The organism is Promicromonospora sp. NPDC023987 (assembly GCF_040639055.1).
In the GTDB taxonomy this organism is placed as follows: Bacteria; Actinomycetota; Actinomycetes; order Actinomycetales; family Cellulomonadaceae; genus Promicromonospora.
This window is the reverse complement of sequence record NZ_JBEZZF010000002.1, coordinates 193,403-217,346: the sequence shown is the minus strand read 5'-3', so window position 1 is coordinate 217,346 and position 23,944 is coordinate 193,403. Positions and strand designations below refer to the sequence as shown.

The window sequence follows — 23,944 nt, the reverse complement described above, 5'->3', positions numbered from 1 at the left end:
ACCCCCCCCGCCCTCCCCCCTCTCCCCTCCCCCCCCCCGCTGGGCCCACCCCCCCCACCCAACCCCCCCCGCCGGCGGGGCCCCCCCCTCACCCCCCCCCCCCGCCCCCCCGGCGGGGCCGCCGGTGGGGGTTCTGGAGTCGAAAGTTCTGGGGTCGCGGCTCTGGTCAGCGCCGGGTCAGGGCGTCCGCCAGCGGGTCATCGCTCCCTGCGGGGAGCACCCGCAGCCGCCGGGCGGTTCGTCCCGTCCCCTCGGCGGCGACCTGATCGGCGCAGGCCCTGAGCGACGCCGGGGTGTCGTGGGAGACACGCAGGAACCAGCCCGAGCACATGTCGAGCTCCCCGGCCGCTATCGCGTTGACGACGTCGGTGACCCGCTCGGCCGGCGTCCAGTCGGTGCGCCCCTCGTGCAGCGACATGCTGGTCGACATGTCGGTCTTCACGACCCCTGGCGCGAGCTCGAAGACGCGGATCCCGTGCTCGAAGCCTTCGTCGTGCAGCTTGGCGCCCATCCGGGCGAGGGCGGTCTTGCTCGCGTTGTACGCCGAGCTGCCGCCCGCCATCTCGTGGGAGCTCGCGCCGGAGGCCAGGTCCACGACCCGTCCCCCGCCGCGCTCGATCATGCCGGGCACCGCGTAGCGGTCGAACAGGAACGGCGCCCGCACGTTGGTCTCGAACACCGACCACCACTCGTCGGGATCGGCCTCCCACAGCGGATGCTCCGACTCGAGGGCGCCCGCGTTGTTGACCAGCAGGTCGATCGAGCCGAGCGCTTCCTCGGCCTGCCCGACGGCGGCGCGCACCGCCGTCGGGTCCGACACGTCCGTGGTGAGCACGACAGCGGTCGATCCCGCAGCGCGGATCTCCTCTGCCACGGCCTCGAGCCGCGCCGGGTCCCGCGCCAGCAGGGCCACGTCGAGCCCTGCCCGCGCCAGGCCCAACGCGATCTCTCGTCCGATACCGCGCGAGGCGCCCGTCACGAGTGCCGTGCGGGCCGGCGGAGGCGTGACAGGCACCTGCGGGTCGCGAGGTGCGCCCGGCGCGGGCACGTCAGCCACGCAGCACCGCCCCGACCTTGTCAGCCGCGGAATCCACCACGGCGTCACGCACCGCACGGACCTCCTTGGCCGACAGCGTCCGGTCCGCTGCTCGCAGGCGGAGCGAGTACGCGAGCGACTTCTTGCCCTCGCCCACCTGCTCGCCCGTGAAGACGTCGAACAGGGCCAGGTCCTCAAGCAGCTCGCCGGCCCCGGCAACGATCGCCGAACGCACGGCCTCGGCAGGCACGTCGCCATCGACCACGAAGGCCAGGTCTTCCTTGGCCGCAGGGAACGCCGACACGGACCGTGCTACGACCGGCTCGCCCGACGCGGCAGCGACCAGGGCACTCAGGTCCACCTCGAACGCCGCGGCGCGAGCGGGCAGACCAAGGGTCTCGACGACCTTGGGGTGCAGCTCGCCCGCATGACCGATGAGCGTGCCGTCCGTGAGCTCGAGGCGCGCGCAACGGCCCGGGTGCCACGGCATGTGGTCGGGATCCGCGGAGACGACAACGTCGACCCCCGCGCGCTCGGCCACCAGGCGGGCCGCCGCGAGGGCGTCCGCCCAGCCCGCGGCCCGGCCGCCACCCCACCAGCCGGCGAGCTCGCGCTTGCCGGTCAGGACGCCGGCGACACGACGCGGCTGATCGGGGACCGCCGCGGCCAGCGCCGCGAGCTGCTCCGCGGTGGGTCGCACGCCGCCGGGCAGCACGGGCGCGGCAGGAGCGTCCGCCTCAGGGCGAGTGACCAGACCGATCTCGAACACCGCGAGGTCGGTCATGCCGCGCGACACGTTGCGCCGCACGGTGTCGAGCAGCGTGACCAGGAGGTTCGACCGCATCAACGGCTTGTCGTCGGCCATCGGGTTGACGAGGCGGAGCGAGACGCGCCGGGGGTCGTCGTCGGGGAGGCCGAGCGCGTCGTACTCGGACACGCCGACGAACGGGTAGCTGAGCGTCTCGACGAACCCGGCCTCGGCCAGGCCACGAGCGACGGAGCGGCGTGTCCGCTGATCGGCCGTGAGCCCACGGCCACCCGGGGCGGACGGGAGCACCGACGGCACCTGGTCGTATCCCTGGATGCGCACGACCTCCTCGACCAGGTCGGCCGGATCAGTGAGATCGGGACGCCAGGTCGGCGGAGTGACGGTGAGGACCTCGACGGGCTCGACCACCGAGGTGGCCTCGACCGTCGCACCGATCTCCTCGAGCGTGCTGCGCACCTGCTCAGGGGTGTACTCGACGCCAGAGAGCCGGGTGGGCTCCGTGACCTTGAGCTGGATCGGCTTCGGCGGGGCCGTCTCGGCGGTGGTGTCGAGGTCGCTCACAGCGGCGTCCGCGGTGCCGCCGCCGAGCTCGACCAGGAGGTCGACCACGCGCTGTGCCGCGACCGCGGGCAGGAGCGGGTCGACGCCCCGCTCGAACCGCTTGGCGGCCTCGCTCGAGAGCTTGTGCCGCCGGGCCGTGCGGGCGACCGTGATCTGGTCGAAGTGCGCTGCCTCGACGAGCACGTCGGTCGTGGTGCCGCTGACCTCCGAGGAGGCGCCACCCATCACGCCGGCGAGACCGAGCACGCGGCTGCCCGCGCCGTCGGGCGAGTCGGTGATCAGCAGGTCCTCGGTGTCGAGCGCGCGGTCGGAGTCGTCCAGCGTGGTGAGGCGCTCGCCGGACGCGGCCCGGCGGACCACTATCGGGGCCGAGACCTTGGCGAGGTCGTAGGCGTGCAGCGGCTGCCCCAGGTCGAGCATCACGTAGTTCGTGATGTCGACGGCCAGGGAGATCGACCGCATGCCGGAGCCCTCGAGGCGGTGCTTCAGCCACGCGGGCGTGGGCGCGGACGGGTCGATGCCGCGCACGATGCGCGTCACGAACCGGTCGCAGCCCACCACACCGTTGACGGGCGCGTCGTCCTGCACCCGCACCTCGAACCCGTCGACCGTCGGGGCCGGTTCCGCGCCCGTGGCCAGGCCGCGGTCCGTGAACTTCGCTCCCGTGGCATGGGCGTACTCGCGCGCCACGCCGCGGTAGCTGAACGCGTACCCGCGGTCGGGCGTCACGTTGATCTCCAGGACCTCCTCGCCAAGACCGAGGAGCGCGATCGCGTCCTGGCCGGGAGTGAGGTCCGCCTCGGCGAACCCGTGCCGCGTCAGCACCAGGATGCCGTCATGGTCGTCCCCGATGCCCAGTTCACGGGTCGAGCAGATCATGCCGTCCGACACGTGCCCGTAGGTCTTGCGTGCGGCGATCGGGAACGGTCCGGGCAGCACCGTGCCGGGCAGCGCGACGGCCACGAGGTCGCCCGGCGCGAAGTTGTGCGCACCGCAGACGATCCCACGGGACCCGTCGACGTTGTGCTCCGGGCCGACGTCGACCTGGCACCAGTTGATCGTCTTGCCGTTCTTCTGCGGCTCAGGATGCATCTCGAGCACGCGGCCCACGACGAGCGGACCGGTGACGGCCGCCCCGTGGATCGCCTCTTCTTCCAGGCCTACCTTGACCAGGTCGGCGGCGAGCTGCTCGGCGGTGAGGTCCGCGGGCACCTCGACGTGGTCCGCGAGCCAGTCCTTCACGATGAGGGGCACTTCAGATCTCCGTCCCGAACTGGGTGGAGAAACGCACGTCGCCCTCCACTATGTCGTGCATGTCCGCGATCGAGTGGCGCAGCATGAGCGTGCGCTCGATGCCCATCCCGAAGGCGAAGCCCGTGTACTCCTCGGGGTCGACCCCGGCGGCACGCAGGACGTTCGGGTTGACCATTCCGCAGCCACCCCACTCGATCCAGCCCGCGCCACCCTTCTTCTGCGGGAACCACAGGTCCATCTCGGCTGACGGCTCGGTGAACGGGAAGAATGCCGGGCGCAGCCGGGTCTTCGCCTCTGGCCCGAACATCGCCCTGGCGAACGCGTCCAGCGTGCCGACCAGGTTCGCCATGGTCAGGCCCTTGTCGACCGCGAGGCCCTCGACCTGGTGGAACACCGGTGTGTGGGTCTGGTCGAGCGCGTCCGTGCGGAACGTCCGGCCCGGGCACGCGATGTACAGGGGCACGCCACGCTCCAGCAGCGAACGGGCCTGGACCGGCGAGGTGTGGGTGCGCAGCACGAGGTTGGACTCGCTGCCGCCGTCGCCTGCGACGTAGAACGTGTCCTGCATCTGGCGAGCCGGGTGGTCGGGACCGAAGTTCAGCGCGTCGAAGTTGAACCACTCGGCCTCGACCTCCGGGCCGTCGGCGATCTCCCAGCCGAGGCCCACGAAGAAGTCGGCGATGCGCTCCTGGACCAGCTCGATCGGGTGGCGGGCGCCGGCCGTCGCGCGCTGGACCGGGAGGGTGACGTCCACCGTCTCCTCCGCCAGCACACGTGCGTCGCGCTCTGCCTCGAGCTCCGTCTGACGCGTGGCGATCGCCTGGTTGATCCGTCCGCGACGCGGGCCGACGAGCTTGCCTGCCTTCGCCTTGTCCGGGCCGGGCAGGGCCCCGATCCCCCGGTTGGCGAGGGCCAGCGAGCTGCGGTCGCCCGTGTGCTGGGTACGGACGGTCTTCAGCGCGTCGAGGTCGCCGGCCTTGGCGATGTCGTCGAGGGCGGCCTGGACCGCGGCGTCGAGCGCCGCCTCGTCGAGCGGATCGATGGGTGCCTTCTCATCGGGCGTGGACATGCTTGCCTTCCTGGCGGATTCGGGAGCCAGCACGATCCCCTGCCTGGGGATCCGTACCGGCAGATGAAGTCTAGGTGCCCGCCAGGGCTCCGGACGCGTTGTCCACAGGGCAGCTCAGTGCCCGCGCGCAGCGCTCGCCGCACAGCCCATGGCGGGCTGCGTAAATCGGCGGGTCAACGGCTGCATCCCGCCATCATTCCATGAACCAGCACGGGGCGGCAACGCGGTTCTGATGCGTTCGACGTCGTGCGCTTGGCACACTTTTTCGAGTGTCAGCGGTCCGGCGTACTGTCTGCGATGTCTCCACGACCGGGGCGGCCCTGGTCCCGGTCGTGGAGACGACGACCCGAGCCACCCCGCGGGAAGGAACGGAGAAAACGGGCCCCCGTCCCCGCGGTGAGCACGCGCGGGTCAGCCCTCGAGGTCCCAGGTCTCCAGGACCTCGTAGCGCGGCCCGCCCTGTGCCCCTTCGCCAGGGAATGACGCCAGGAGCGCGAACGAGTCCGCCGTCCAGTCGGGTCCCGCATACACGGACAGTGCCTGGGCGGCGGGCTCCAGTGCCGACCTCGGCTCGACCCCCGAGCGCTTGCCCCAGCGGTCCCGCCCGCTCGGCGGCCTGACCTGACCGGCCCGCGCGCGGGCGACGGTGACGTGCGCGCGGTGCGGCTTCACGTCCTCGGGCACCTCGCGGGGTGAGGCGGCCAGGCAGTCGGACGCCAGATCGTGCAGGGCACGCGTCCGTCCGTCGACGCCGATCCACAGGACCCGGGCACCGTACGAGCCGGCGCCGCGCAGGCGCAGGTCGATCGGCCCGTGCTTGCGCGCGACGTCGGACAGCTCCGCACACAGCTCGGGGATCGTCCCCTCGGGGAGGTCCGCGTAGAACGCGAGGGTGATGTGCAGGTTCTCCCGGGGGACCCAGCGGGGCGAGGCGGGTACGCCGTCGATGGCGAGCCCGAGATGGTCCTTGACACTCATGGGCGGGATGACCGCCGTGAACAACCGCACGGCACGATCCTATGCTCGCGCCTCCGCCGGACGGGAGATGATTTCCCCGGCGTCGGTGCCCGGCGTCCGGCATCCCGCGCGCCGTACGGCGGTCAACGCCACCACCTACGCGAGCACAGCGCCGCCAGCCCTGCGCCCACGGTATTGACCAGGACGTCGTCCACCGAGCTCACCCGGCCCAGGTCCAGCAGGTACTGCAGGACCTCGGCGATCGTCGAGATCCCGGCCGCGATCGCGGCCACGCGGACGAGGACCGCCACGGTGCGCCGCCCGGCGTCGGGCGCGAGACGGAAACGGAGCGGCAGGAAGCAGCCCATGGCGGCCAGCACCAGGAGGTTGCCGCCCACCTGGACCACCACGCTCGACACAGGGCCGTCGAGCTGGGCCGCGAGATCCCGGAACGGGACCAGCGAGACGGCGCGGTCTCCGGCCTTGGGTGTGAGGATCATCCAGACCCAGGGCGCCGTCCCCGCGACCATGCCGACCTCGGCCACGGAATAGCGCCAGGCGCGGACGCGCGGAACGCCCCGCAGCCTCCGCACCCGCACGAGGATGCGGATCGCCAGCGCCGCGGCCAGGAGACCGAACAGGGCGAGGCGCAGTACGTGGTCCCACTCGCCCCACCACCCGGCCGCCACGGACAACGGTCTCAGCGCTGGGCCCGGCTGCTCGCGTACAGGCAGACGGTCGCAGCGGTTGCCAGGTTGAGCGACTCGGCCTTGCCGCGGATCGGTACCCGCACGACGGCGTCGGCCAGGGCACGGTCCTCCTCGGGGAGCCCCCAGGCCTCGTTGCCGAACACCCAGGCGGTCGGTCCGGCGAGGTCGGGAGTGGCGCCGTTGCCTGCGTCGTCCAGGAGCTCGTCCAGGTCGAGCGGTCCGATGCCGTCGGCGGCCAGGACGTGGCAGCCGGCCGCGCGCAGCTCCGTCACCGCGGCGTCGAGGGAGAGGCCGGAGACGACGGGGAGGTGGAACAGCGAGCCGGCGGTGGAGCGCACCACCTTGGGGTTGTGCACGTCCACGCTCTCCCCCGCGAGCACCACCAGGTCGGCGCCCGCCGCGTCGGCGGCGCGCACGACGGTACCGGCGTTTCCGGGGTCGCGAACGGTAGCGAGCACGGCGACCAGCAGCGGCCGGCCGGCTCGCTCGGGGTCCCGCGAGTCCAGCGCCTCGCGGAGCGTCGGCACGGCGGACCGTACGACGGCGAGCACGCCCTGGGCGTCGGCGCTCATCGCCTGGAGCACCTCGGGCGTGCCGAGGTGCAGGAACAGCCCGGCGGTGCGCGCGTCATCGACGATCTCGGAGTATCGCGACGCGGCCGCGGGCGTCAGGTAGACGTCACGGACCGACGACGCCGCGTGCCGAACGGCCTCTCGCACGCCCTGGGGACCTTCCACCAGGTACAGCTCGTGCCGGGAGCGCGCCGAACGCCCGGCCAGTGCCCGTACCTGCTTGACGCGGTCGGCTCGCGGATTCGCGAGCGTCACATCGTGCATCGACGGGGCCTCCGAGGAGGAAACTGTCCGGGCGTCCGGTGAACTGCTCAACCTCAGGCAGCGGCCGGGGCGTTGACATCCGCCGGCAGCGCGTCCTTGGCGACCTGGACGAGGGCGTTGAACGCCGCGACGTCGTTGACCGCAAGCTCCGCGAGCATGCGGCGGTCGACCTCGACACCAGCAGCCTTGAGGCCCTGGATGAGGCGGTTGTAGGTCAGACCCTGCGCGCGGGACGCAGCGTTGATGCGCTGGATCCACAGCTTGCGGAAGTCGCCCTTGCGCACCTTCCGGTCACGGTACGCGTAGACGAGCGAGTGGGTGACCTGCTCCTTCGCCTTGCGATAGAGGCGCGAGCGCTGGCCGCGGTATCCGGCTGCGCGCTCGAGGGTTGTACGGCGCTTCTTCTGGGCATTTACTGCCCGCTTCACGCGTGCCACGTGAGACTCCTTGTACTTCGGGGCTGGAAGGGTTCTTGGCGACGCCCATCAGGCGCACGCCATAAAGGTCACTTACCGAGCAGCTTCTTGACCTTCTTGACGTCGGCCGGTGCAACGGCCTGGTCCATGGCCAGACGACGCGTGCGACGGCTGGACTTGTGCTCGAGGTAGTGGCGCGCGTTGGTCTGCTCGCGCATGATCTTGCCGCTACCCGTGACCCTGAACCGCTTCTTCGAGCCGGAGTGCGTCTTGTTCTTCGGCATGACTGCCGTCTCTCCTCATGTCGGTCGACCGCTGCTGGAGCGGCGACGTTGTACCTGGGCCGGTGGGCCGGCCCGGTGTCGTAGTGGTCTTTGGGACCGTGGCCTCAGGCCTTGCGCGGTGCACGCGGCTTGGGAGCCACGGGCTTCGGCGTCGGCTTGGGGGCCGGTACGGGCTTGGGAGCTGCCTTGGCGGCCGGCTTCGCTGCCGGCTTCGAGGCAGTCTTGGCCGCTGGCTTGGTGGCCGGCTTCGGCTCCGCAGGAGCAGGCGTCTCGACGACGGGCTCCGGCTCGGCTTCCGCGACGGGCTCCGGCTCGGCAGCCGGCTCGGGCTCGACGGCCTTCTCGGGCTCGACGACGGGCTCGGGCTCGATGACGGGCTCCGGCTCGACGACGGGCTCGGGCTCCGCGACGGGCTCCTCGACGACGGGCTCAGGCGCCGGCGCTGCGGCAGGCTCCTCGACCGTGGTCTCGACCATCTCGTCCACCTGGTCGTCGTCCGGCTCCGAGCCCTCGGGCTCGTCGGCCGCACGCGCCCGCGCCTTGGCCTCCGACTTGGTCATCCGACCAGCGTTGACCTCGTCCGCACGCTTGCGCTGCTCGACCTTCGCGTCGGCCTTCTTCTTGACCGGCCCGAGGACCATGGTCATGTTGCGGCCGTCCTGCTTGGGCATCGACTCGACGAAGCCGAGGTCGGCGACGTCCTCCGCCAGGCGCTCCAGCAGGCGACGACCCATCTCCGGGCGCGACTGCTCGCGGCCGCGGAACATGATCATGACCTTGACCTTGTCGCCGGCCGACAGGAAGCGAACGACGTGGCCCTTCTTGGTGCCGTAGTCGTGCGGGTCGATCTTGAGACGGAACCGGATCTCCTTGAGGACCGTGTTCGCCTGGTTGCGCCGCGCCTCTCGTGCCTTCATGTCGGACTCGTACTTGAACTTGCCGAAGTCCATGAGCTTGGCGACGGGCGGGCGGGCGTCCGGCGCAACCTCGACGAGGTCAAGGTCAGCGTCCTGGGCGAGCTTCAGGGCGACCGCCGTGGCAACCACGCCGACCTGTTCCCCGCCAGGACCGATGAGTCGGACCTCGGGGACACGGATCCGGTCGTTGATGCGAGGCTCGGTGATGGTGATGCTCCTTGGAAGTCGTTGATTGACCACCAGGAACGAGAAATGGCTCCCGCCCTGAACACAGGTGGAAGCCATCGCAAGGAAAGGGAACGGAGCTCGGCACGAACGACACCAAACCTCTGCACCCGACCTAGGACCCGGACTCTGTCGGCACCTTGTCGGCGCTCGGTCGTGACTCGGGTGGGATGGGGATCCACTTTGTGCACCCGGCTCGCACCGGGTCGGTCGTGGCCCAACGATAGCAGCACGACGACCGCGCCCGCCATACCGGCCGGTGTGAGGTCGGCCGCCCCGTCGACAGGCCGGGCAGCAGACCGGCGTCGAGCTCCACACACAACTGGAATCATTCCAGTTTAGGGTCTAGGCTCCGGAGCATGCCGTCGACCGCCCCTGCTGCTGCGCCGCCCGAGGACCTCCTCCGCGGCGTCGGCCTGCGCGTGACCGCCGCCCGCGTCGCGGCGCTGCGCGCGGTGGGCGACCAGCAGCACGCCACGGCGGACGACGTCCTGGGCTCGGTCCGTGACGAGCTCGGCACGGTGTCCGTCCAGGCGGTCTACGACGTGCTGCACGCCCTGACCGACGCGCACCTCCTGCGCCGGATCGAGCCGGCCGGCCATCCGGCACGCTACGAGCGCCGCACCGGCGACAACCACCACCACGTCATCTGCCGCGTGTGCGGCACCATCGGCGACGTGGACTGCACGGTCGGTCACGCACCATGCCTGACCCCGAACGACGACCACGGGTTCGTGATCGAGACCGCTGAGGTCACCTACTGGGGGCTGTGCCCGGGCTGCAGCGCCTGAGCGCGCCGCAGCGAGCCGAGCACCGAGATGCCGTCACCCATGCCGAACCCCGCAAGAACCCCCGCAAGCAGCAGCAGAGGAAGGCACGTCTGAGATGACCAACCCTTACACCACCACGCAGACCGGTACCCCGGTCGCCAGCGACGCGCGCTCGCTGAGCGTCGGTGCGGACGGCGCGACCGTCCTGCACGACCGCTACCTGGTCGAGAAGCTCGCCTCGTTCAACCGCGAGCGCGTGCCGGAGCGCAACCCGCACGCCAAGGGTGGCGGGGCGTTCGGCGAGTTCGTCGTGACCGAGGACGTGTCGCAGTACACGCGCGCCGCGGCGTTCCAGAAGGGCGCGACGAGCGAGACGCTGCTGCGCTTCTCCTCCGTCGCCGGCGAGCAGGGCTCGCCCGACACCTGGCGCGACGTGCGGGGCTTCTCCCTGCGCTTCTACACCACAGAGGGCAATCTCGACATCGTCGGCAACAACACGCCGGTCTTCTTCCTGCGCGACGCGATGAAGTTCCCTGACTTCATCCACTCGCAGAAGCGCCTCGGCGCATCCGGCCTGCGCAATGCCGACATGCAGTGGGACTTCTGGACCCTGTCGCCCGAGACGGCGCACCAGGTCACCTACGTGATGGGCGACCGTGGTCTGTCGAAGTCGTGGCGCCACCTCAACGGCTACGGCTCGCACACCTACCAGTGGATCAACGCCGAGGGCGAGCGGTTCTGGGTGCAGTACCACTTCATCTCGCAGCAGGGCGTCGTGAACATGCCTGCCGCCGAGGCGGAGCGGATCGCCGGCGAGGACGCCGACTACTACCGCCGCGACCTGTACGAGGCGATCGACCGTGGCGAGTACCCCTCGTGGGACGTCAAGGTCCAGGTCATGCCGTACGAGGACGCCAAGAACTACCGGTTCAACCCGTTCGACATGACGAAGGTGTGGCCGCACGCCGACTACCCGCTGATCAAGGTCGGTACGTTCACGCTGAACCGCAACCCGCGCAACTTCTTCGCCGAGATCGAGCAGGCTGCGTTCTCGCCGGGCAACCAGGTGCCGGGCACCGGCATCTCCCCCGACAAGATGCTCATGGCGCGCGTGTTCGCGTACAACGACGCGCAGCGGCACCGCATCGGCGCGAACTTCAACCAGCTGCCGGTCAACCAGCCGCACGCGGCCCCCGTCGCGAACTACATGCACGAGGGTGCGATGCAGTACCACTTCAACGGTCCGGAGCAGCGGGTCTACACACCGAACTCCTTCGGTGAGCAGGGCGGTCCCGTGGCCGACCCGACGCGCGGCGTCGAGGCCTCGTGGGAGACGGACGGCGAGCTCGTGCGTTCCGCGCAGACGCTCCACACCGAGGACGACGACTTCGGCCAGGCGGGCACGCTGTACCGCGACGTCTTCGACGACGACGCCAAGGCACGCTTCCTGGAGAACCTGACGGGTCAGGGGCGGTCCATCACGATAGACGAGATCCGTGAGCGCTTCTTCCAGTACTGGACGAACGTGGACCAGGAGCTGGGCGCCAAGCTCCGCGCGGCCGTCGCTGCCTGATCCAGCACAGCACTCCAGCACGGCAGCACGAAGGCCGGGTCCCACCGGGGCCCGGCCTTCGTGCTGCCGCATCAGGGATGTCCGCAGGATCTGGTGGGATTCCTTGCCCGACGGCGTTCTGCCCCGCTACCGTCGCGACGCTCGGCCACGACACCGCACCGGGACCAAGGGAGCCAACGATGTCTCGCTCGCTCGTACGAATCGGCGCCGCCCTCGCGGCCGGCCTGCTGGCACTGACGGCAGCGGCCGGACCGGCAAGCTCAGCGCCCGAGCACGATCAGGAGCCCGAGTCGGCCGCGGCGTCCCACCGGGTGCTCGCCTTCTACCAGACGATCTACGAGACCGGCTCCGACGGCGTCCGCCGCTACGTCGACCCCAAGCCGCTGCTCGGCTCGGTCACGGACGTCAACGTCGGCGCCATCCACCTGAACGCCGACGCCTCCCTCACGGTCAACGACATCCCGGCCGACCACCCCGAGCTGGGCGTGATGTGGGACGACCTGGCGACCCTGCAGGACCAGGGCGTGACGGTCAGCGCGTTCGTCGGCGGCGCCGCACCGGGCACCTACCGGTACCTGCGCGAGGACTTCGACCGCTTCTACCCGGTGCTGCGGGACTTCCTGCGCACGTACGGCCTCGACGGCGTGGACCTCGACATCGAGGAGACGTTCTCGCTGGCGGACACGATCCACCTGGTCGACACGCTGCGGGCCGACTTCGGCCCGGACTTCGTCATCACGCTCACCCCCGTCGCCACCGACATGGCCGGCCGGACCAGCTTCTCCGGCGGCTTCAGCTACGCCGAGCTCGAACGCCGGGCGGGGTCGAAGATCGACTGGTACAACACCCAGTTCTACTGCGGCTGGGGCGACCTGTCGTCCACCAGGGTGTACGACCAGATCCTCGCCAACGGCTTCACCCCGGACCGCGTCGTCGCCGGCACGGTCACCAACCCGGCCAACTGCAGCGGGTACGTGGACTGGCCCACCTTCGACGCAACGGTCGGCACCCTGGCTGCGCGGCACCCGGACTTCGGCGGCGTCTTCGGCTGGGAGTACTTCAACTCCGTCGGGCACGACGGCGGTGGGCGCGCGAGCTGGTTCGCGCACGCGTCCGACGTCGTCGGCTCCTGACGGGCGGGCCGTCACGGAAGCCGGATCTCCAGGGCCGCCGGGGCCGTAGCGAACGACTCCCGGAGCAGCGCGCACAGCTCGCCGCGCGTCGCCCTGGTCTCGGCGCCGGGCCCGGACTGCCAGGCGGCCATGGCGGCCCGGTGCCCGGCGACCGCGACGGCGCACACGACCCGCGCGGAGAGCTCGGCGCCGGGCGAGCCCGGCAGTCTCGGCGTGATCGCACCGACCACCTGGTCCGTGAAGCGCTCGCACACGAGCAGCCCGGCGGCGTCGACGGCGGGCGTGGTGCCGCTGAGGCGGGTGCTCAGAACAGCCAGCCGCTCCCACCCGGCCGGCATCCGCTCGACGACGGCGACGAGCGCCTCGCCCAGCACCTCCAGCAGGGGCCCGCTCCGGTCGAGCACCGTGTCGAGGTCCGCGATCAGGAGGCGCCAGACGTCGTTCAGCGGGGTGAGCGCGAGGTCCTCCTTGCCGTCGAAGTAGCGGAAGAAGCTTCGCTTGGACACCTCGGCCTGGTCGCACAGCCAGTCGACGGTCACCGCGTCGTACCCGCGTTCGGTGAAGGCAGGCAGCGCCGTCTCCACCAGCCGCTGCCTGCTGCGCGCGATGCGCCTGCTGCGGAGCGTGCCGGATCCGGGCTGCGTCGTCATGCGGCGATCCTACCAACCTGGCACTCAGTGGCATTTGGCATACAGTAGCGGCATGCTCGCATGGACCGTAGACCACACGTCCCCCGGCCACCTCGCCCTGCGTGAGGTGGCCGCCCCAGCCCCCGGACCGCACGACGCGGTCATCGAGGTGCGGGCCTTCGCGCCCAACCACGGCGACCTGGCGATGCTGGCGCGGCACCCCGACGGCACGATCCCCGGCTGGGACGCCGCGGGCGTCGTCGTGGCGGAGGCCGCCGACGGGACGGGCCCGCGGCTCGGGCAGGAGGTGCTCTCGCTCGGCACGCACGGCGCGTGGGCCCGACGCCGGCTCGTGACCGCGGAGTCCGTGGGACTCGCTCCCCCGGGCGCCGACCTGGGACCGCTGAGCGTCGTGCCGGTCGCCGCCACCAGTGCGCTGCGCGGGCTCCGCCGGCTCGGCCCCGTCCTGGGCCGCCGGGTGCTGGTCGTGGGCGGGACCAGCGCCGTCGGCCTGTTCGCCGTGCAGCTCGCCGCCCGCGCCGGGGCCGAGGTCGTCGCCACCACCCGCGACCCGGCCGCGCACGAGCGCCTGCGCGCCCTCGGCGCGCACGAGGTCGCCGCCTCCCCGAAAGAGCTGCGTGCGGACGTGGCCGGGGCGCTGGACCTGCTGGGCGGGCCGCACCTGGTGCGCGCGTTCGTCCGGCTCGAGCCGGGCGGCACCCTCGTCGCCCTCGGTCACGCGGCCGGGGAGGAGGAGCGCTTCGCCCTCGGCGACCTGTACGGCGACGACGGCCGGCACGACCGCTCCCTGACCACCTTCTTCCTCGGGGCGGAGACGGGCCTGGGCCCCGACATGACGTGGCTCGCGCACGAGATCCACGCCGGGCGTCTCGACCCGGCGGTCGGCGCCGTCCGGCCGTGGCGGGAGCTCGCCGACGCCGTCGGGCCCGACGCTCGGCGAGCGGCCGGCAAGACGGTGCTCCTGGTGGACTGAGGCCCGGCGGCGACCTCCGCCCGGAGCCGCCGCCGGGCAGCTCCGGGCACCCGGCGTTAGTCCAGGAGCACCTCGATCTGCGCGAGGCTGCCCCCGTCGAGCAGCTCCAGCCGGAAACTCGTCAGCGGTACGGGCTCGTCGAGCACGAGGGGCCGGAGCTGGCCCGGCCAGGCCCATGCCTCCCCGCTCCGCTCGTCGAGCACCCGCCCGTCGTCGGCGACCAGGCGCCACGCCGACGGCGCCGCCGGTTCGCCCTGGGGCCCTGAGGTCAGCGTGTAGGCGCGCAGCGTCGCACCCGGTGGGACGTCGCCCGCGGGCCGCCACTCGATCGCGCCTTCGACACCGGCCGACGTCGCGAGGTCACCGTCCGTCAGGTGCGGCAGCGCGCCGTCGGCGCCGTGCCAGGTGCCCGTGGCCCGCCGCCACGGCCGACCGGGCGACGACCCGGAGGACGGGTCCGCACCGCCGCCCACGGAGCTGTCCACCGGGACACCCCAGCCGGTCGGCGTACCGGACAGCGCGAACCGCAGCGTCGCCCCGCCGGTCAGGTCGCTCTGGTCCACCGACGGGGCGGCGACCGCCCGCGCCACCCCGTCGGCGTCCGACACGTCCAGACCCGCCACGTACCAGTGGTCGGCGGCGTCGGGCGCCTCGACCACCAGGTCGCCGTCGGGCCGGTGCACCACCGCCCGCTCGAAGAGCGGCGAGGTGACGGCCCAGCGCGACGAACCGATCTCCAGCGGGTACAGGCCCAGCGCCGACAGCACGTACCAGGCGGACATCTCGCCGTTGTCCTCGTCGCCGTGGTACCCCTGCCCGATCTCGTTGCCGGTCCACAGCCGCGCGAGGATCTCACGCACCGTCTCCTGCGTGCGGTCCGGCCGTCCCGCGACCAGCCACGTGTACGGGATGTGGTGCGACACCTGGTTGGACTGCCCCAGCTGGCCAAGGCGCACGTCGCGCGCCTCGACCATCTCGTGGATCACGAACCCGTAGGTGCCCGGCTTGTCCGCGCGCTCGGGGGTCGCGGAGAACCGCTCCAGCAGCCGTTCGAGCCCGGCCCGCCCGCCGTGCAGGCCGGCCAGGCCCACGCCGTCGTGCACCGGGTGGAAGAGGAAGTTCCAGGCGTCGGACTCCGTGTAGTCCCCGCCCCACTCCCCCGGGTCGAACGACTCCGCACCGAACGAGCCGTCCCGGTCGCGCCCCCGGAAGAACGCCGTCCCCGGGTCGAAGAGGTGCGCGTATCCGAGCGAGCTCTGCCGCAGGTAGGCGGCATCGTCGCGCAGGGCGCGCCGGCGTCCCTCGGGAGTGCCGGGCGCGTCCGCGAGCGCCTCCGCCATGCGTGCCAGGCCGGCGTCGTTGATGTAGCCCTCGAGGCTCCAGGACACCGACTCGTCGACGTCGCGCGGCACCCAGCCGTGGGTGAGGGCGAAGTCCTGGCCCTTGCGGCCCACGCCGGAGCGGGTGGGGAGGGCCGTCGCGTTGCGCAGACCGGCGTCGTAGGTGGCGAGCGGGTCGGGCAGCGGGACGCCGCGCAGGTAGAGGTCGGCGAAGGCGACGTCGGAGGACGTTCCGGTCATCAGGTCGGCGTAGCCCGGCGACGACCACCGGGCCACCCAGCCGCCCTCGCGGTACTGCTGGACGAAGCCGTCGGCGAGCCGTGCCGCCATGTCCGGGTACAGCAGCGCGTAGGCGGGCCAGCAGGTGCGGTAGGTGTCCCAGAACCCGTGGTTGACGAACATCTCGCCGGGGACCTCCGGCGCGCCGTCGAGCACTGGAGAGGCGTGCACGGGGGCGCCGTCGGTCCCGACCTCCGTGTACGACGACGGGTACAGGTTCAGCCGGTAGAGGTTCGAGTAGAGCGTGACCTGCTGCTCCTCGGTGGCCCCCTCGACGTCGAGCACGCCGAGGCGCTGCTCCCACTGTGCCCGCGTGTGCTCGGCGACCTCAGAGAAGGACCCGCTCACCTCGCGTTCCAGGGCGCGCCAGGCGAGGTCCTCGCTGAGGTACGACGTCGCCACGCGGACCTCGACCGTGCGGCTCGCCGGATCGTCGCCGGCGGGGTCCAGCGCGACGGTCGCGAAGGTGGCGTGGTCCCGGCCGCGGGCGCGTCCCGTGCGGAGCACCGGCCGGGACACCTGGCCCACGACGTACATGCGGCTGCGGCCGACCGAGAGCACGCTCCCGTGGTCGCTCCAGCCGGTGAGCGTGCCGTCGTCGTGCACCGTCACGGCCACGGGTGGGCCGTCGGCTCCGTCGTCGTTCACCGCGTCGATGATCAGGTGCCCGGTCGTGGCTCCGGGCGGGAACGTGAACCGGAGCACGCCGCCGTGGTCGGACGCCGCGACGGCCACCCGGGCGCCGTCGTCCAGGTCGACGGAGTACAGGTGCGGGCGGGCCGTCTCGTCGTCGTGCGAGAAGGCGATGGCACGCGGCTCCAGGCCTGCGTCGGGCACCCCCTCGTCGTCGGGCCGCACGGGGACCAGGTGGAACGCGAGCTGGTCGCGGTCCCCCATCCACGGGCTGGGCTCGTGCGAGATGCCGATGCCCTGCAGGCGCGGCCGGTTGTCCGGCCCGTTGTGTGCGGCCCAGGAGTACATCCAGCTCGCCGACGACGCGTCGGTCAGGGGCACCCACATCGTGAAGCCGTTCGGCACCGCCGCTGCCGGCACCGTGTTGCCGCGCGAGTACTCGCTCGACGAGTGGGTGCCGCGCCGGGTGTCGACGAGGTCCGCGCGGCCGGTCACGGTGCGCGTGGCGCGTGGCGCGACGGTCACGGCGTCGAGCCATATCTCGGTGTCGCCGCCGTCGGGCGGTGCGGTGACGACGGCGGCCGCGCGGACGCGCCGCCCGGGCGCCCGCTCGGCCACGCGGTCCAGGTCGACGCGGACCAGGTTCCAGTGGTCGGGCACCAGGATCCGCGCGTCCCCCTGCCCGACGGCGGTCGCGAGCATCCCGTGCTGGTCGGTGAGCGCGTGCCCGGGGTCGGTCCGCGAGAGCCACGTGCCGTCGTCGAGCAGCAGGTCGATCGCGACGTAGGTCGAGCGGTAGGTCAGGTCGGCGTCGAGCACCGGCAGGAGGGTGTAGCGCAGGGTGACGCCTGCCTCGACCGGCACGTCCAGCCCGTCGAGCACCACGGTGCGGCCCCCGCCGCTGTGCCTGATCCGTTGCGCGTCCACGCGGGTGAGGCCGACGCCGGGGCGGCCGGCCGGGACGTGTGCGGGGCCGGCTTCGGTCGGTACGGTGACGCCCGCGAGCGCGGCGACGTCGGAGTCGTTGACGATTGCAGTTGGCCTTTCGTCACGGGCGCCGTGCGCCCGGGTGGCTGCCGCGGTCCCGGCGTGCGAGAGGTCCGTCGGCACTGTCGTGCTGTCACAGGTCGGCGAGCAGCTTGTTGCACTCTTCCACCGCTGCGTCGAGGGCTTCCTGCGAGGTCTTGTCCCCCGCGATCGCCGCGACGAGCTGCTGGTTGATGACGGTGGTCATCGCCTCGTCGACCTCCATCGGCTGAAGCACCTCGGCCGTGGGGAGGCTGCTGAACGCGATCTCCTTGGCGGCGCCCTGCGGGGTGTCGTCGCTCCGGGCGAGGTCAGGGTTCTCCTGCGAGGCGGTGGTCGACGGGAAGACGCCGGGCACCTCCGCCGCGAACGCCTCCTGGTTGGCGGCGTTCGTCATGAACTGCGCCAGCGCGATCGCCGCCGGCCGGTTCGCCGACTCCTCCGAGACCGACAGGCCCTGCACGTACAGCGGGGTGGCGCCCAGGTACGGCGACGAGGCGATCTTGCCCTCCAGCGCCGGGTTGGTCTCGATCACCTGGTCGATGAAGTTGCCGCCGCCCGTCGACCACGCCACCTTGCCCTCGATGAAGAGGCTGCTGTTGCCGAGGTAGGCGTCGGTGAGCACGTCGTCGGGCAGGAGCCCGTCGGCGTACGCGTCGCGATAGACGTCGAGCAGCTCGGCCGCCTCTGGCGTGTTGAACGTGAACTCGGTGCCGTCGTCGGACAGCACCGGGAGGCCTGCGGCCGCGAAGTCGCCCAGGCCCGGCGTCCGGCTCATGAGGTACTGGCCAGTGGTGTCCATCATGGTGCGCGCCTGCTCGACGAGCTCGTCGAGGGTGGTGGGCGGCGCCGCCGGGTCGAGGCCCGCGTTCTCGAACATCTCGGTGTTCCAGTAGTTCAGGTCCGTGGTCAGGTACCACGGGTAGCCGAACGTCCCCTCGACACCCGCGTACCGGTAGGCCTGCAGGGCACCGGGCACATAGGTCTCCGCGAGGGTCTCGTCGACGCCCGCGATGTCCGTGAGGAGCCCCTCGCGCGCGAGCTGGAGGGCGAAGTCCGGTGGCAGGTTGATGACGTCGGGCAGCTCGCCCGCGGCGGCCTGCGAGAGCACCTTCTCCGAGTAGCCGTCGCCTGGCTGGTCGAGCCACGTCACCGTGGTGCCAGGGTGCTGCCGCTCGAAGTCGTCGATGACGCCCTCGACGTACTGGGTGAAGCTCGGTTCGAGCGCCCAGGTCTGGAGCGTGACGGCACCGGTCACCCCGCTCACGGGTTGCACAGCGCCGGCCGTCTCCGTGCCGTCCGTGCTGCCGAAGGAACAGCCGCCGAGACCCACCAGCACGGTCAGGGCCGCGCCTGCCGCCCCGATCCTCCTGAGCTTCATGACAGTTCCTTCCAGCAGATGCCTCGTCGCGTCCTGGTCGTCCGTGCCTGGTGCTGCCGCGCAGCACCACTCGGGTGCTTCAGCCCCGGCAGGCTGTCGCGTGCTCCCGATGGTGTCAAGACGAACCCGTCCTGGCGTGCCGGACCGACGGATCACGCGGGTGAAATGTCGGTCCGGCACGTCATGGAGAGAGCCTCAGCCCCGCGTGAACCGCAGGGTGCGGACCTCGAACGGGCTCAGCTCGACCGCGACGCCGTCCGCCGTCGGCTCCGCCGCGCCGCCCTCGACGTCGTCCTCGATCAGGCTCACGGTGCGTGCCCCGGCCACCGGCGCCGCGACCGTGACGGTGCCCGACGCGCGGCGGCCCAGCGCCTCGTAGACCCGCACCACGAGATCGCCCGACCGGTCGTCGGCGAGCTTGACCGCCGACAGCGTCACGCCGCCCGACACGCTGACCAGGGGCTCGAACCCGGACGCGCCGCGCAGCTCGCGCGGCCGCGCGCCGAACGTCGCGCCCGCCTCGGTCGCCGCGGCGGTGTCCACGCCCACCACCAGGCCGTAGCGGTGGGTCTGGACCCCCTGGTCCGTCTCCGGGTCCGGGAACCGCGGGGCCCGCAGCAGCGACAGGCGCACGGTGGTCGTCACCTCGGGCACTCCCGACGCCGGCGCCACACCGTCGTCGGACACCTCGCGGGTGACGTCGTACCCGTATACCGAGTCGTTGACGAGCCCGATGCCGAAGCCCGGCTCCTCCGCGAGCACCCACCTGTGCATGGAGGTCTCGAACTTGGCCGCCTCCCAGCTGGTGTTGGTGTGGGTGACCCGCCTGGTGAACCCGAACTGGGTCTCGGCCGCGACGTGCTCGGCGCGCACGTCGAGGGGGAAGGCGACCTTGAGGAACTTCTCGGCCTCGTGCCAGTCGGTCTCCATGGTGACCTCGAGCGTCCGGCTGCCCGGCGCGAGCGTGATCACCTGGTCGAGGCTCGACGCGGAGAACGTGCGGTGCACGGTCACCACGGCCACGCCGTCGTCCACGGTGGCGGTCACCTTCTCGGCAGCGCGCAGGTCGGTCACCGAGTTGCGGTAGAACCGGTCCACGTCCCAGGCGTCCCACTTGTTCGGGAAGTCCTGGTGCAGCTGCAGCACGTTCGCCTCCCGGCCGGGCGCCACCGCGTCGCGGCCCGTCGCCAGGTCGACCGCGGACGTCACGTGGCCCGCCGCGTCCAGCGTGACCCGGACGAGGTCGTTCGCCAGGACGTACCCGCCGCCCGGCAGCTCGGCGTCGGACAGCTCCGTCAGGGTGCTCGGCGCCGCCGTCGGGCCCGTCGCCGGGCCGACGCCCAGCGCGGGGACGCCCGCCTGGGCGAACACCGCGGGGTTGGCCCGCAGGGCGGTGTCGCCCTCGCCCACCAGGGTTCGCAGGGAGCGCTCGATGATCTCCTGCGCGCCCGCGGTGATCGCCGCGTGCTGTGCGACGGTCTCGCGGTGCACCCAGGCGATCGACGTGCCCGGCAGGATGTCGTGGAACTGCAGCAGGAGTACCTGCTGCCACAGGGCGTCCAGCTCGTCGTACGGGTAGTCCGCCCCCGTACGGGCCGACGCCGTCGCCGCCCACGCCTCGGCCTCGACCAGCAGCTGCTCGTTGCGACGGTTGCCCTGCTTGGTCCGGTGCTGCGAGGTCAGCGTGGCCCGGTGCAGCTCCAGGTAGAGCTCGCCCACCCAGACAGCGCTGTCACCGTGACCCGACCCGACCAGCTCCGTGCGAGCACGCTCGAAGAACGCGTCCGGGTGCTCCCAGCGGACCTTCGCGCTGCCCTCGAGGTCGGCCAGGCGGTCGGCCTTGCCGGTCATCTCGCGGGTGGTGCCGCCGCCGCCGTCGCCGAACCCTACGGGGGCGATCGAGCCGGTGGCGTGGCGCGACTCGCGGAACTGGTGGGTCGCCTTGGCGATCTCCTCGCCCGAGAGCTGCGAGTTGTAGGTGTCCATCGGCGGGAAGTGCGTCAGGACCCTTGAGCCGTCGATGCCCTCCCACCAGAAGGTGTGGTGCGGGAACTTGTTGACCTGGTTCCAGGAGATCTTCTGCGTGAAGAACCAGTCGAACCCGGCGCGGCGGACGAGCTGCGGCAGGGCCGGCGAGTACCCGAACGAGTCGGGCAGCCACACGCCCTTGCTCCGGATGCCGAACTCACGCTCGAAGAACCGCTGACCCTGCGAGAACTGGCGCGCGAGCGCCTCCCCGGAGGGCATCACGGTGTCCGACTCGACCCACATGCCGCCCAGCGGGAGGAAGCGGCCCTTGGCGACCGCCTCCTTGATGCGTGCCCACACCTCGGGCCGGTGCTCCTTGACCCACGCGTACTGCTGCGCGGACGACATGCCGTACACGAAGTCGTCGGTGCGGTCGATGAGGTCCGCCATGGACGACGTCGTGCGCGCGACCTTGCGGATCGTCTCCCGGACCGGCCACAGCCAGGCCGAGTCGATGTGCGCGTGCCCGACGGCGGAGATCTCGTGAGCGCTCGGCTCCGCCGGGCTGGCGAGCACGTCCGCGAGCGCCGCGCGGGCGCCGGCGGCAGTCTCCGGGATGCGCTGGAGGTCGAGCACGTCGAGGGCGTCGTCGAGGGCCTGCAGTATCCGCATGCGGCGCGGGCCGGTGGGCAGCTCGGCCTGCAGCTCGAGCAGCACCTCGACGTCGAGCGCGAGGTCGTGCACCTCGGCCTCGAAGATCGCGAGGTCCATGCGCCGGGTCGTGTAGAGGGGGCGCGGCGAGGACGTCCTGGTGTCGCCCTCCTGGGTCTGCTGGAACAGGTCGTGGCCGAGCAGCACCGGGTTGGAGGCACCCTCCAGGAACAGCTCGACCGGCTCGCCGCCGGCCGCGGCGGCGGACACCGGGACGTGCTGGTTGCGGGGGTTGATCGACTTCACCGGGCTGCCGTCGGGGCGGTACACGAGCGCCTCGGACTGGAAGCCCGGCATGCTCGTGTCGAAGCCGAGGTCGATCACCACCTCGACGGCCCGGCCGGCCCAGTCCGCGGGGACGGTGCCCGTGAGCCGGAACCACGTCGTACCCCAGGCCCTGCCCCACGGGGTGCCCACCTCGTGGGGTTCCATCGCGAGGGCCAGGCCCTCCTGCGGGGAGACCGGCTCCCCCGGCAGCACGTGCCACTCGACGTCGAGCGGTACGGACGTCCCGTGGACCGCCGGCCAGATGCGCTCCGTCAGCACGCGTCGCGCGCGTCCGGTGGTCAGTGTGATGTCGTCATGCATCGAAAGGGCCTCCCCTGTGTCACCGTTGAACGCACGCAGGCTAGCCCAGATGCGATGTTCACCCGCACCCCTGTCGGGATGGAAAGATGGTCTCCATGAGCTCCAGCGATGAGATCCCCGCCGGCATCGGCGCTCCGGTAGGCACTGACCAGGCCACACGCGACATCGCCGAGGTCGCCGCCGTCGAGGTCATCACGACCGCGGCCGTGCACCTCATGAGTGCAGCCGCCGTGAAGTGCGGGCTGGCCGAGGGCGACGACGCCGAGGAGCTCAAGGACCTCGACGAGGCCCGCAAGCTGATCACCGCGCTGGCCGCGCTGGTGGTCGCGAGCGCGCCGGACATCGGCAACCAGCACGCCCGTTCGCTGCGCGACGGCCTGCGCAGCCTCCAGCTCGCCTTCCGGGAGGCGTCGGTGATCGCCGACGCTCCGGGCGAGGGGCCGGGCGAGAAGTACACGGGTTCCGTCGTCTGATGACCGAAGCTCCCGCCGTGACGGCGCCCGACCCCGCACCGGCGTCCGCGCCCGGTCGTGGCCGCGGCCGTGGTGCTCGCGTGCTCGCCGTCCTGCTGGTCGCCACGATCGCCGTCGGGGCCTACCTGTGGGTGACCACCGTCCGTTGGCAGCGCAGCTCCGCCGAGTGGGAGGAGAAGGCGCACGGGTACGCCGAGGAGGTGGCGTCGCTGCGGATGCAGCTCGACGGCGCCAGCTCGGAGCTGGAGGCCGCCCGCGACCAGCTGTCCACCGCGACGGCGCGCATCACGGACCTGGCGAACGAGAAGGCCCAGCTCGGTGACGAGAACGTCGCCTCGCAGCAGTACCTCGACTACCAGACGCAGGTCAGCGGGGCCGCGGCCACCGTGGCCTCGGCGCTCGGGCAGTGCGTCTCGGGCCAGGAGCAACTCGTCGGCTACCTCAAGGACGCCGACCAGTACGAGGCCTCGGACCTGCGCCGCTACGAGGAGCAGGTCAACGAGCTGTGCGCGGACGCGGAGCGGGCCAACGAGTCGCTGCAGCAGGAGCTGCGACCGTGACGTCGGGAGCCCGCTCGCTCGCGGGCCGCGCCCTCCTCGTCGGAGCGCTCTTCCTGACCGGGTCGCTGGGCGGCTGCGGTGTGCTGCCGCCCCTGCCGGAGCCGGTGCCGAGCGATATCGTGCCGTCCGCGCCCGCGAACTTGTCTCCCGCGGCCGGCGGGGACGCCCTGAGCCCTGACGGGTTCGACGCCGTGGAGCGGATGGCGGTCCGGATCCGCAACGTCGGCTGCGAGGAGCTGTCGACGGGGTCGGGGTTCGCGATCGACGATCACACGCTGATCACCAACAAGCACGTCGTCGCGGACTCCAAGGAGCTGGAGGTCAGCACGTACGACGGACATGACATCACCGTCGGTGCCACGGCGACGGCGGGGCTCGCGGACCTCGCCGTCGTCCGGACCACCGACCCCTTGCCGTCGTACCCGGAGCTGGCGAAGACCGACCCGAAGCCGGGCGACCCCGTCACCGTGGTGGGCTACCCCGCGGGCGGTGAGCTCACGGTGACGGAGGGCGAGGTCATCAGCACGACGCGGGACCCGCTGAACGCGAACCTCGGCGAGGTGCTGCTCACGGACGCCCCGGTCGAGCCCGGCTCGTCCGGGTCGGCCGCGCTCGACGACAAGGGACGGGTGATCGGCGTCGTCTACGCGAAGACGGCCGACGACAACAGCCTGCTCGTGCCGCTGTCGACGCTCCAGGACATGCTGGCCGACGACACGGCGTTCACGCCGGCGAAGGGCTGCTGACCGCTCGGCCCAGGTGACGGCCGCCAGGTGACGGCCCCCAGGTGACCATGTAGCTGCTGCCAGGACGGGCTCCGTTCTGGCAGCAGCTACATGGTCATCTCTCGGG

At 71.9% G+C, this 23,944-nt stretch carries 20 protein-coding genes; 7 read left to right on the top strand and 13 right to left on the bottom strand.

Annotation, left to right across the window (positions count from 1 at the left end):
• Positions 1 to 166: 166 nt before the first annotated feature.
• From AB0F40_RS02350 to infC, 9 genes are all read right to left on the bottom strand, one after another.
• A complete protein-coding gene (locus AB0F40_RS02350) occupies positions 167 to 1,057 on the bottom strand; it encodes an SDR family oxidoreductase (RefSeq protein WP_357463544.1) in 891 nt (296 codons plus the stop codon).
• Positions 1,050 to 3,620: a phenylalanine--tRNA ligase subunit beta gene (gene pheT / locus AB0F40_RS02345; protein ID WP_357463541.1), complete on the bottom strand. Its 2,571-nt coding sequence runs from the start codon at positions 3,618 to 3,620 to the stop codon at positions 1,050 to 1,052. The genes AB0F40_RS02350 and pheT overlap by 8 nt, the downstream gene beginning before the upstream one ends.
• Before the next feature lies 1 nt (position 3,621).
• Entirely contained in the window at positions 3,622 to 4,689 is a 1,068-nt protein-coding gene (pheS, locus tag AB0F40_RS02340; protein ID WP_357463538.1) for a phenylalanine--tRNA ligase subunit alpha, read from the bottom strand.
• A gap of 411 nt (positions 4,690 to 5,100) precedes the next feature.
• Entirely contained in the window at positions 5,101 to 5,697 is a 597-nt protein-coding gene (gene thpR / locus AB0F40_RS02335) for an RNA 2',3'-cyclic phosphodiesterase (protein ID WP_357463535.1), read from the bottom strand.
• Between the two features lie 92 nt (positions 5,698 to 5,789).
• Positions 5,790 to 6,335: a VanZ family protein gene (locus tag AB0F40_RS02330; protein WP_357463532.1), complete on the bottom strand. Its 546-nt coding sequence runs from the start codon at positions 6,333 to 6,335 to the stop codon at positions 5,790 to 5,792.
• 11 nt (positions 6,336 to 6,346) lie between these two features.
• Positions 6,347 to 7,192 carry an RNA methyltransferase gene (locus AB0F40_RS02325; RefSeq protein ID WP_357463529.1) on the bottom strand — a complete coding sequence of 282 codons (846 nt, stop codon included), beginning with the start codon at positions 7,190 to 7,192 and terminating at the stop codon, positions 6,347 to 6,349.
• A 53-nt stretch (positions 7,193 to 7,245) separates the two neighbouring features.
• Positions 7,246 to 7,629, bottom strand: a complete 384-nt coding sequence (gene rplT / locus AB0F40_RS02320; RefSeq protein WP_020016627.1) for a 50S ribosomal protein L20 — start codon at positions 7,627 to 7,629, stop codon at positions 7,246 to 7,248.
• A gap of 68 nt (positions 7,630 to 7,697) precedes the next feature.
• Complete coding sequence (gene rpmI, locus AB0F40_RS02315; RefSeq protein ID WP_357463525.1) at positions 7,698 to 7,892, bottom strand: 50S ribosomal protein L35; 195 nt, start codon at positions 7,890 to 7,892, stop codon at positions 7,698 to 7,700.
• A 104-nt stretch (positions 7,893 to 7,996) separates the two neighbouring features.
• Positions 7,997 to 9,094, bottom strand: a complete 1,098-nt coding sequence (gene infC, locus AB0F40_RS02310; protein WP_357463522.1) for a translation initiation factor IF-3 — start codon at positions 9,092 to 9,094, stop codon at positions 7,997 to 7,999.
• A 299-nt stretch (positions 9,095 to 9,393) separates the two neighbouring features.
• On the opposite strand from infC, the gene AB0F40_RS02305 reads away from it, so the two are divergent.
• The 3 genes from AB0F40_RS02305 to AB0F40_RS02295 all read left to right on the top strand — a co-directional run bounded on the left by AB0F40_RS02305 (position 9,394) and on the right by AB0F40_RS02295 (position 12,510).
• The gene (locus AB0F40_RS02305) at positions 9,394 to 9,825 is read left to right on the top strand and encodes a transcriptional repressor (protein WP_357463520.1); all 432 of its coding nucleotides are present in this window, start codon (positions 9,394 to 9,396) and stop codon (positions 9,823 to 9,825) included.
• 94 nt (positions 9,826 to 9,919) lie between these two features.
• Complete coding sequence (locus AB0F40_RS02300) at positions 9,920 to 11,377, top strand: catalase (protein ID WP_357463517.1); 1,458 nt, start codon at positions 9,920 to 9,922, stop codon at positions 11,375 to 11,377.
• 179 nt (positions 11,378 to 11,556) lie between these two features.
• The gene (locus AB0F40_RS02295; protein WP_357463514.1) at positions 11,557 to 12,510 is read left to right on the top strand and encodes a glycosyl hydrolase family 18 protein; all 954 of its coding nucleotides are present in this window, start codon (positions 11,557 to 11,559) and stop codon (positions 12,508 to 12,510) included.
• An 11-nt stretch (positions 12,511 to 12,521) separates the two neighbouring features.
• On the opposite strand, the gene AB0F40_RS02290 is transcribed toward AB0F40_RS02295, so the two are convergent.
• Entirely contained in the window at positions 12,522 to 13,160 is a 639-nt protein-coding gene (locus AB0F40_RS02290) for a TetR/AcrR family transcriptional regulator (protein ID WP_357463511.1), read from the bottom strand.
• A 52-nt stretch (positions 13,161 to 13,212) separates the two neighbouring features.
• On the opposite strand from AB0F40_RS02290, the gene AB0F40_RS02285 reads away from it, so the two are divergent.
• Complete coding sequence (locus AB0F40_RS02285) at positions 13,213 to 14,133, top strand: zinc-binding dehydrogenase (protein WP_357463508.1); 921 nt, start codon at positions 13,213 to 13,215, stop codon at positions 14,131 to 14,133.
• A 56-nt stretch (positions 14,134 to 14,189) separates the two neighbouring features.
• Here AB0F40_RS02285 and AB0F40_RS02280 read toward each other — a convergent pair whose 3' ends face one another.
• From AB0F40_RS02280 to AB0F40_RS02270, 3 genes are all read right to left on the bottom strand, one after another.
• Positions 14,190 to 17,495, bottom strand: a complete 3,306-nt coding sequence (locus AB0F40_RS02280; RefSeq protein ID WP_357463505.1) for a GH92 family glycosyl hydrolase — start codon at positions 17,493 to 17,495, stop codon at positions 14,190 to 14,192.
• 10 nt (positions 17,496 to 17,505) lie between these two features.
• Positions 17,506 to 18,792 (bottom strand): sugar ABC transporter substrate-binding protein, encoded by a 1,287-nt coding sequence (locus AB0F40_RS02275; protein ID WP_357463502.1) that lies wholly within the window; start codon positions 18,790 to 18,792, stop codon positions 17,506 to 17,508.
• A gap of 195 nt (positions 18,793 to 18,987) precedes the next feature.
• Positions 18,988 to 22,059, bottom strand: a complete 3,072-nt coding sequence (locus tag AB0F40_RS02270) for a glycoside hydrolase family 38 C-terminal domain-containing protein (RefSeq protein ID WP_357463499.1) — start codon at positions 22,057 to 22,059, stop codon at positions 18,988 to 18,990.
• A gap of 95 nt (positions 22,060 to 22,154) precedes the next feature.
• Between AB0F40_RS02270 and AB0F40_RS02265 the strand changes: the two genes are divergently transcribed.
• From AB0F40_RS02265 to AB0F40_RS02255, 3 genes are read left to right on the top strand one after another with little or no spacing between them, the layout of a single operon-like run.
• Positions 22,155 to 22,532: a DUF1844 domain-containing protein gene (locus AB0F40_RS02265; protein WP_357463496.1), complete on the top strand. Its 378-nt coding sequence runs from the start codon at positions 22,155 to 22,157 to the stop codon at positions 22,530 to 22,532.
• A complete protein-coding gene (locus tag AB0F40_RS02260) occupies positions 22,532 to 23,092 on the top strand; it encodes a hypothetical protein (protein ID WP_357463493.1) in 561 nt (186 codons plus the stop codon). Before AB0F40_RS02265 ends, AB0F40_RS02260 begins: the two co-directional genes overlap by 1 nt.
• Complete coding sequence (locus AB0F40_RS02255) at positions 23,089 to 23,838, top strand: serine protease (protein WP_357463490.1); 750 nt, start codon at positions 23,089 to 23,091, stop codon at positions 23,836 to 23,838. Before AB0F40_RS02260 ends, AB0F40_RS02255 begins: the two co-directional genes overlap by 4 nt.
• Positions 23,839 to 23,944 lie beyond the last annotated feature (106 nt).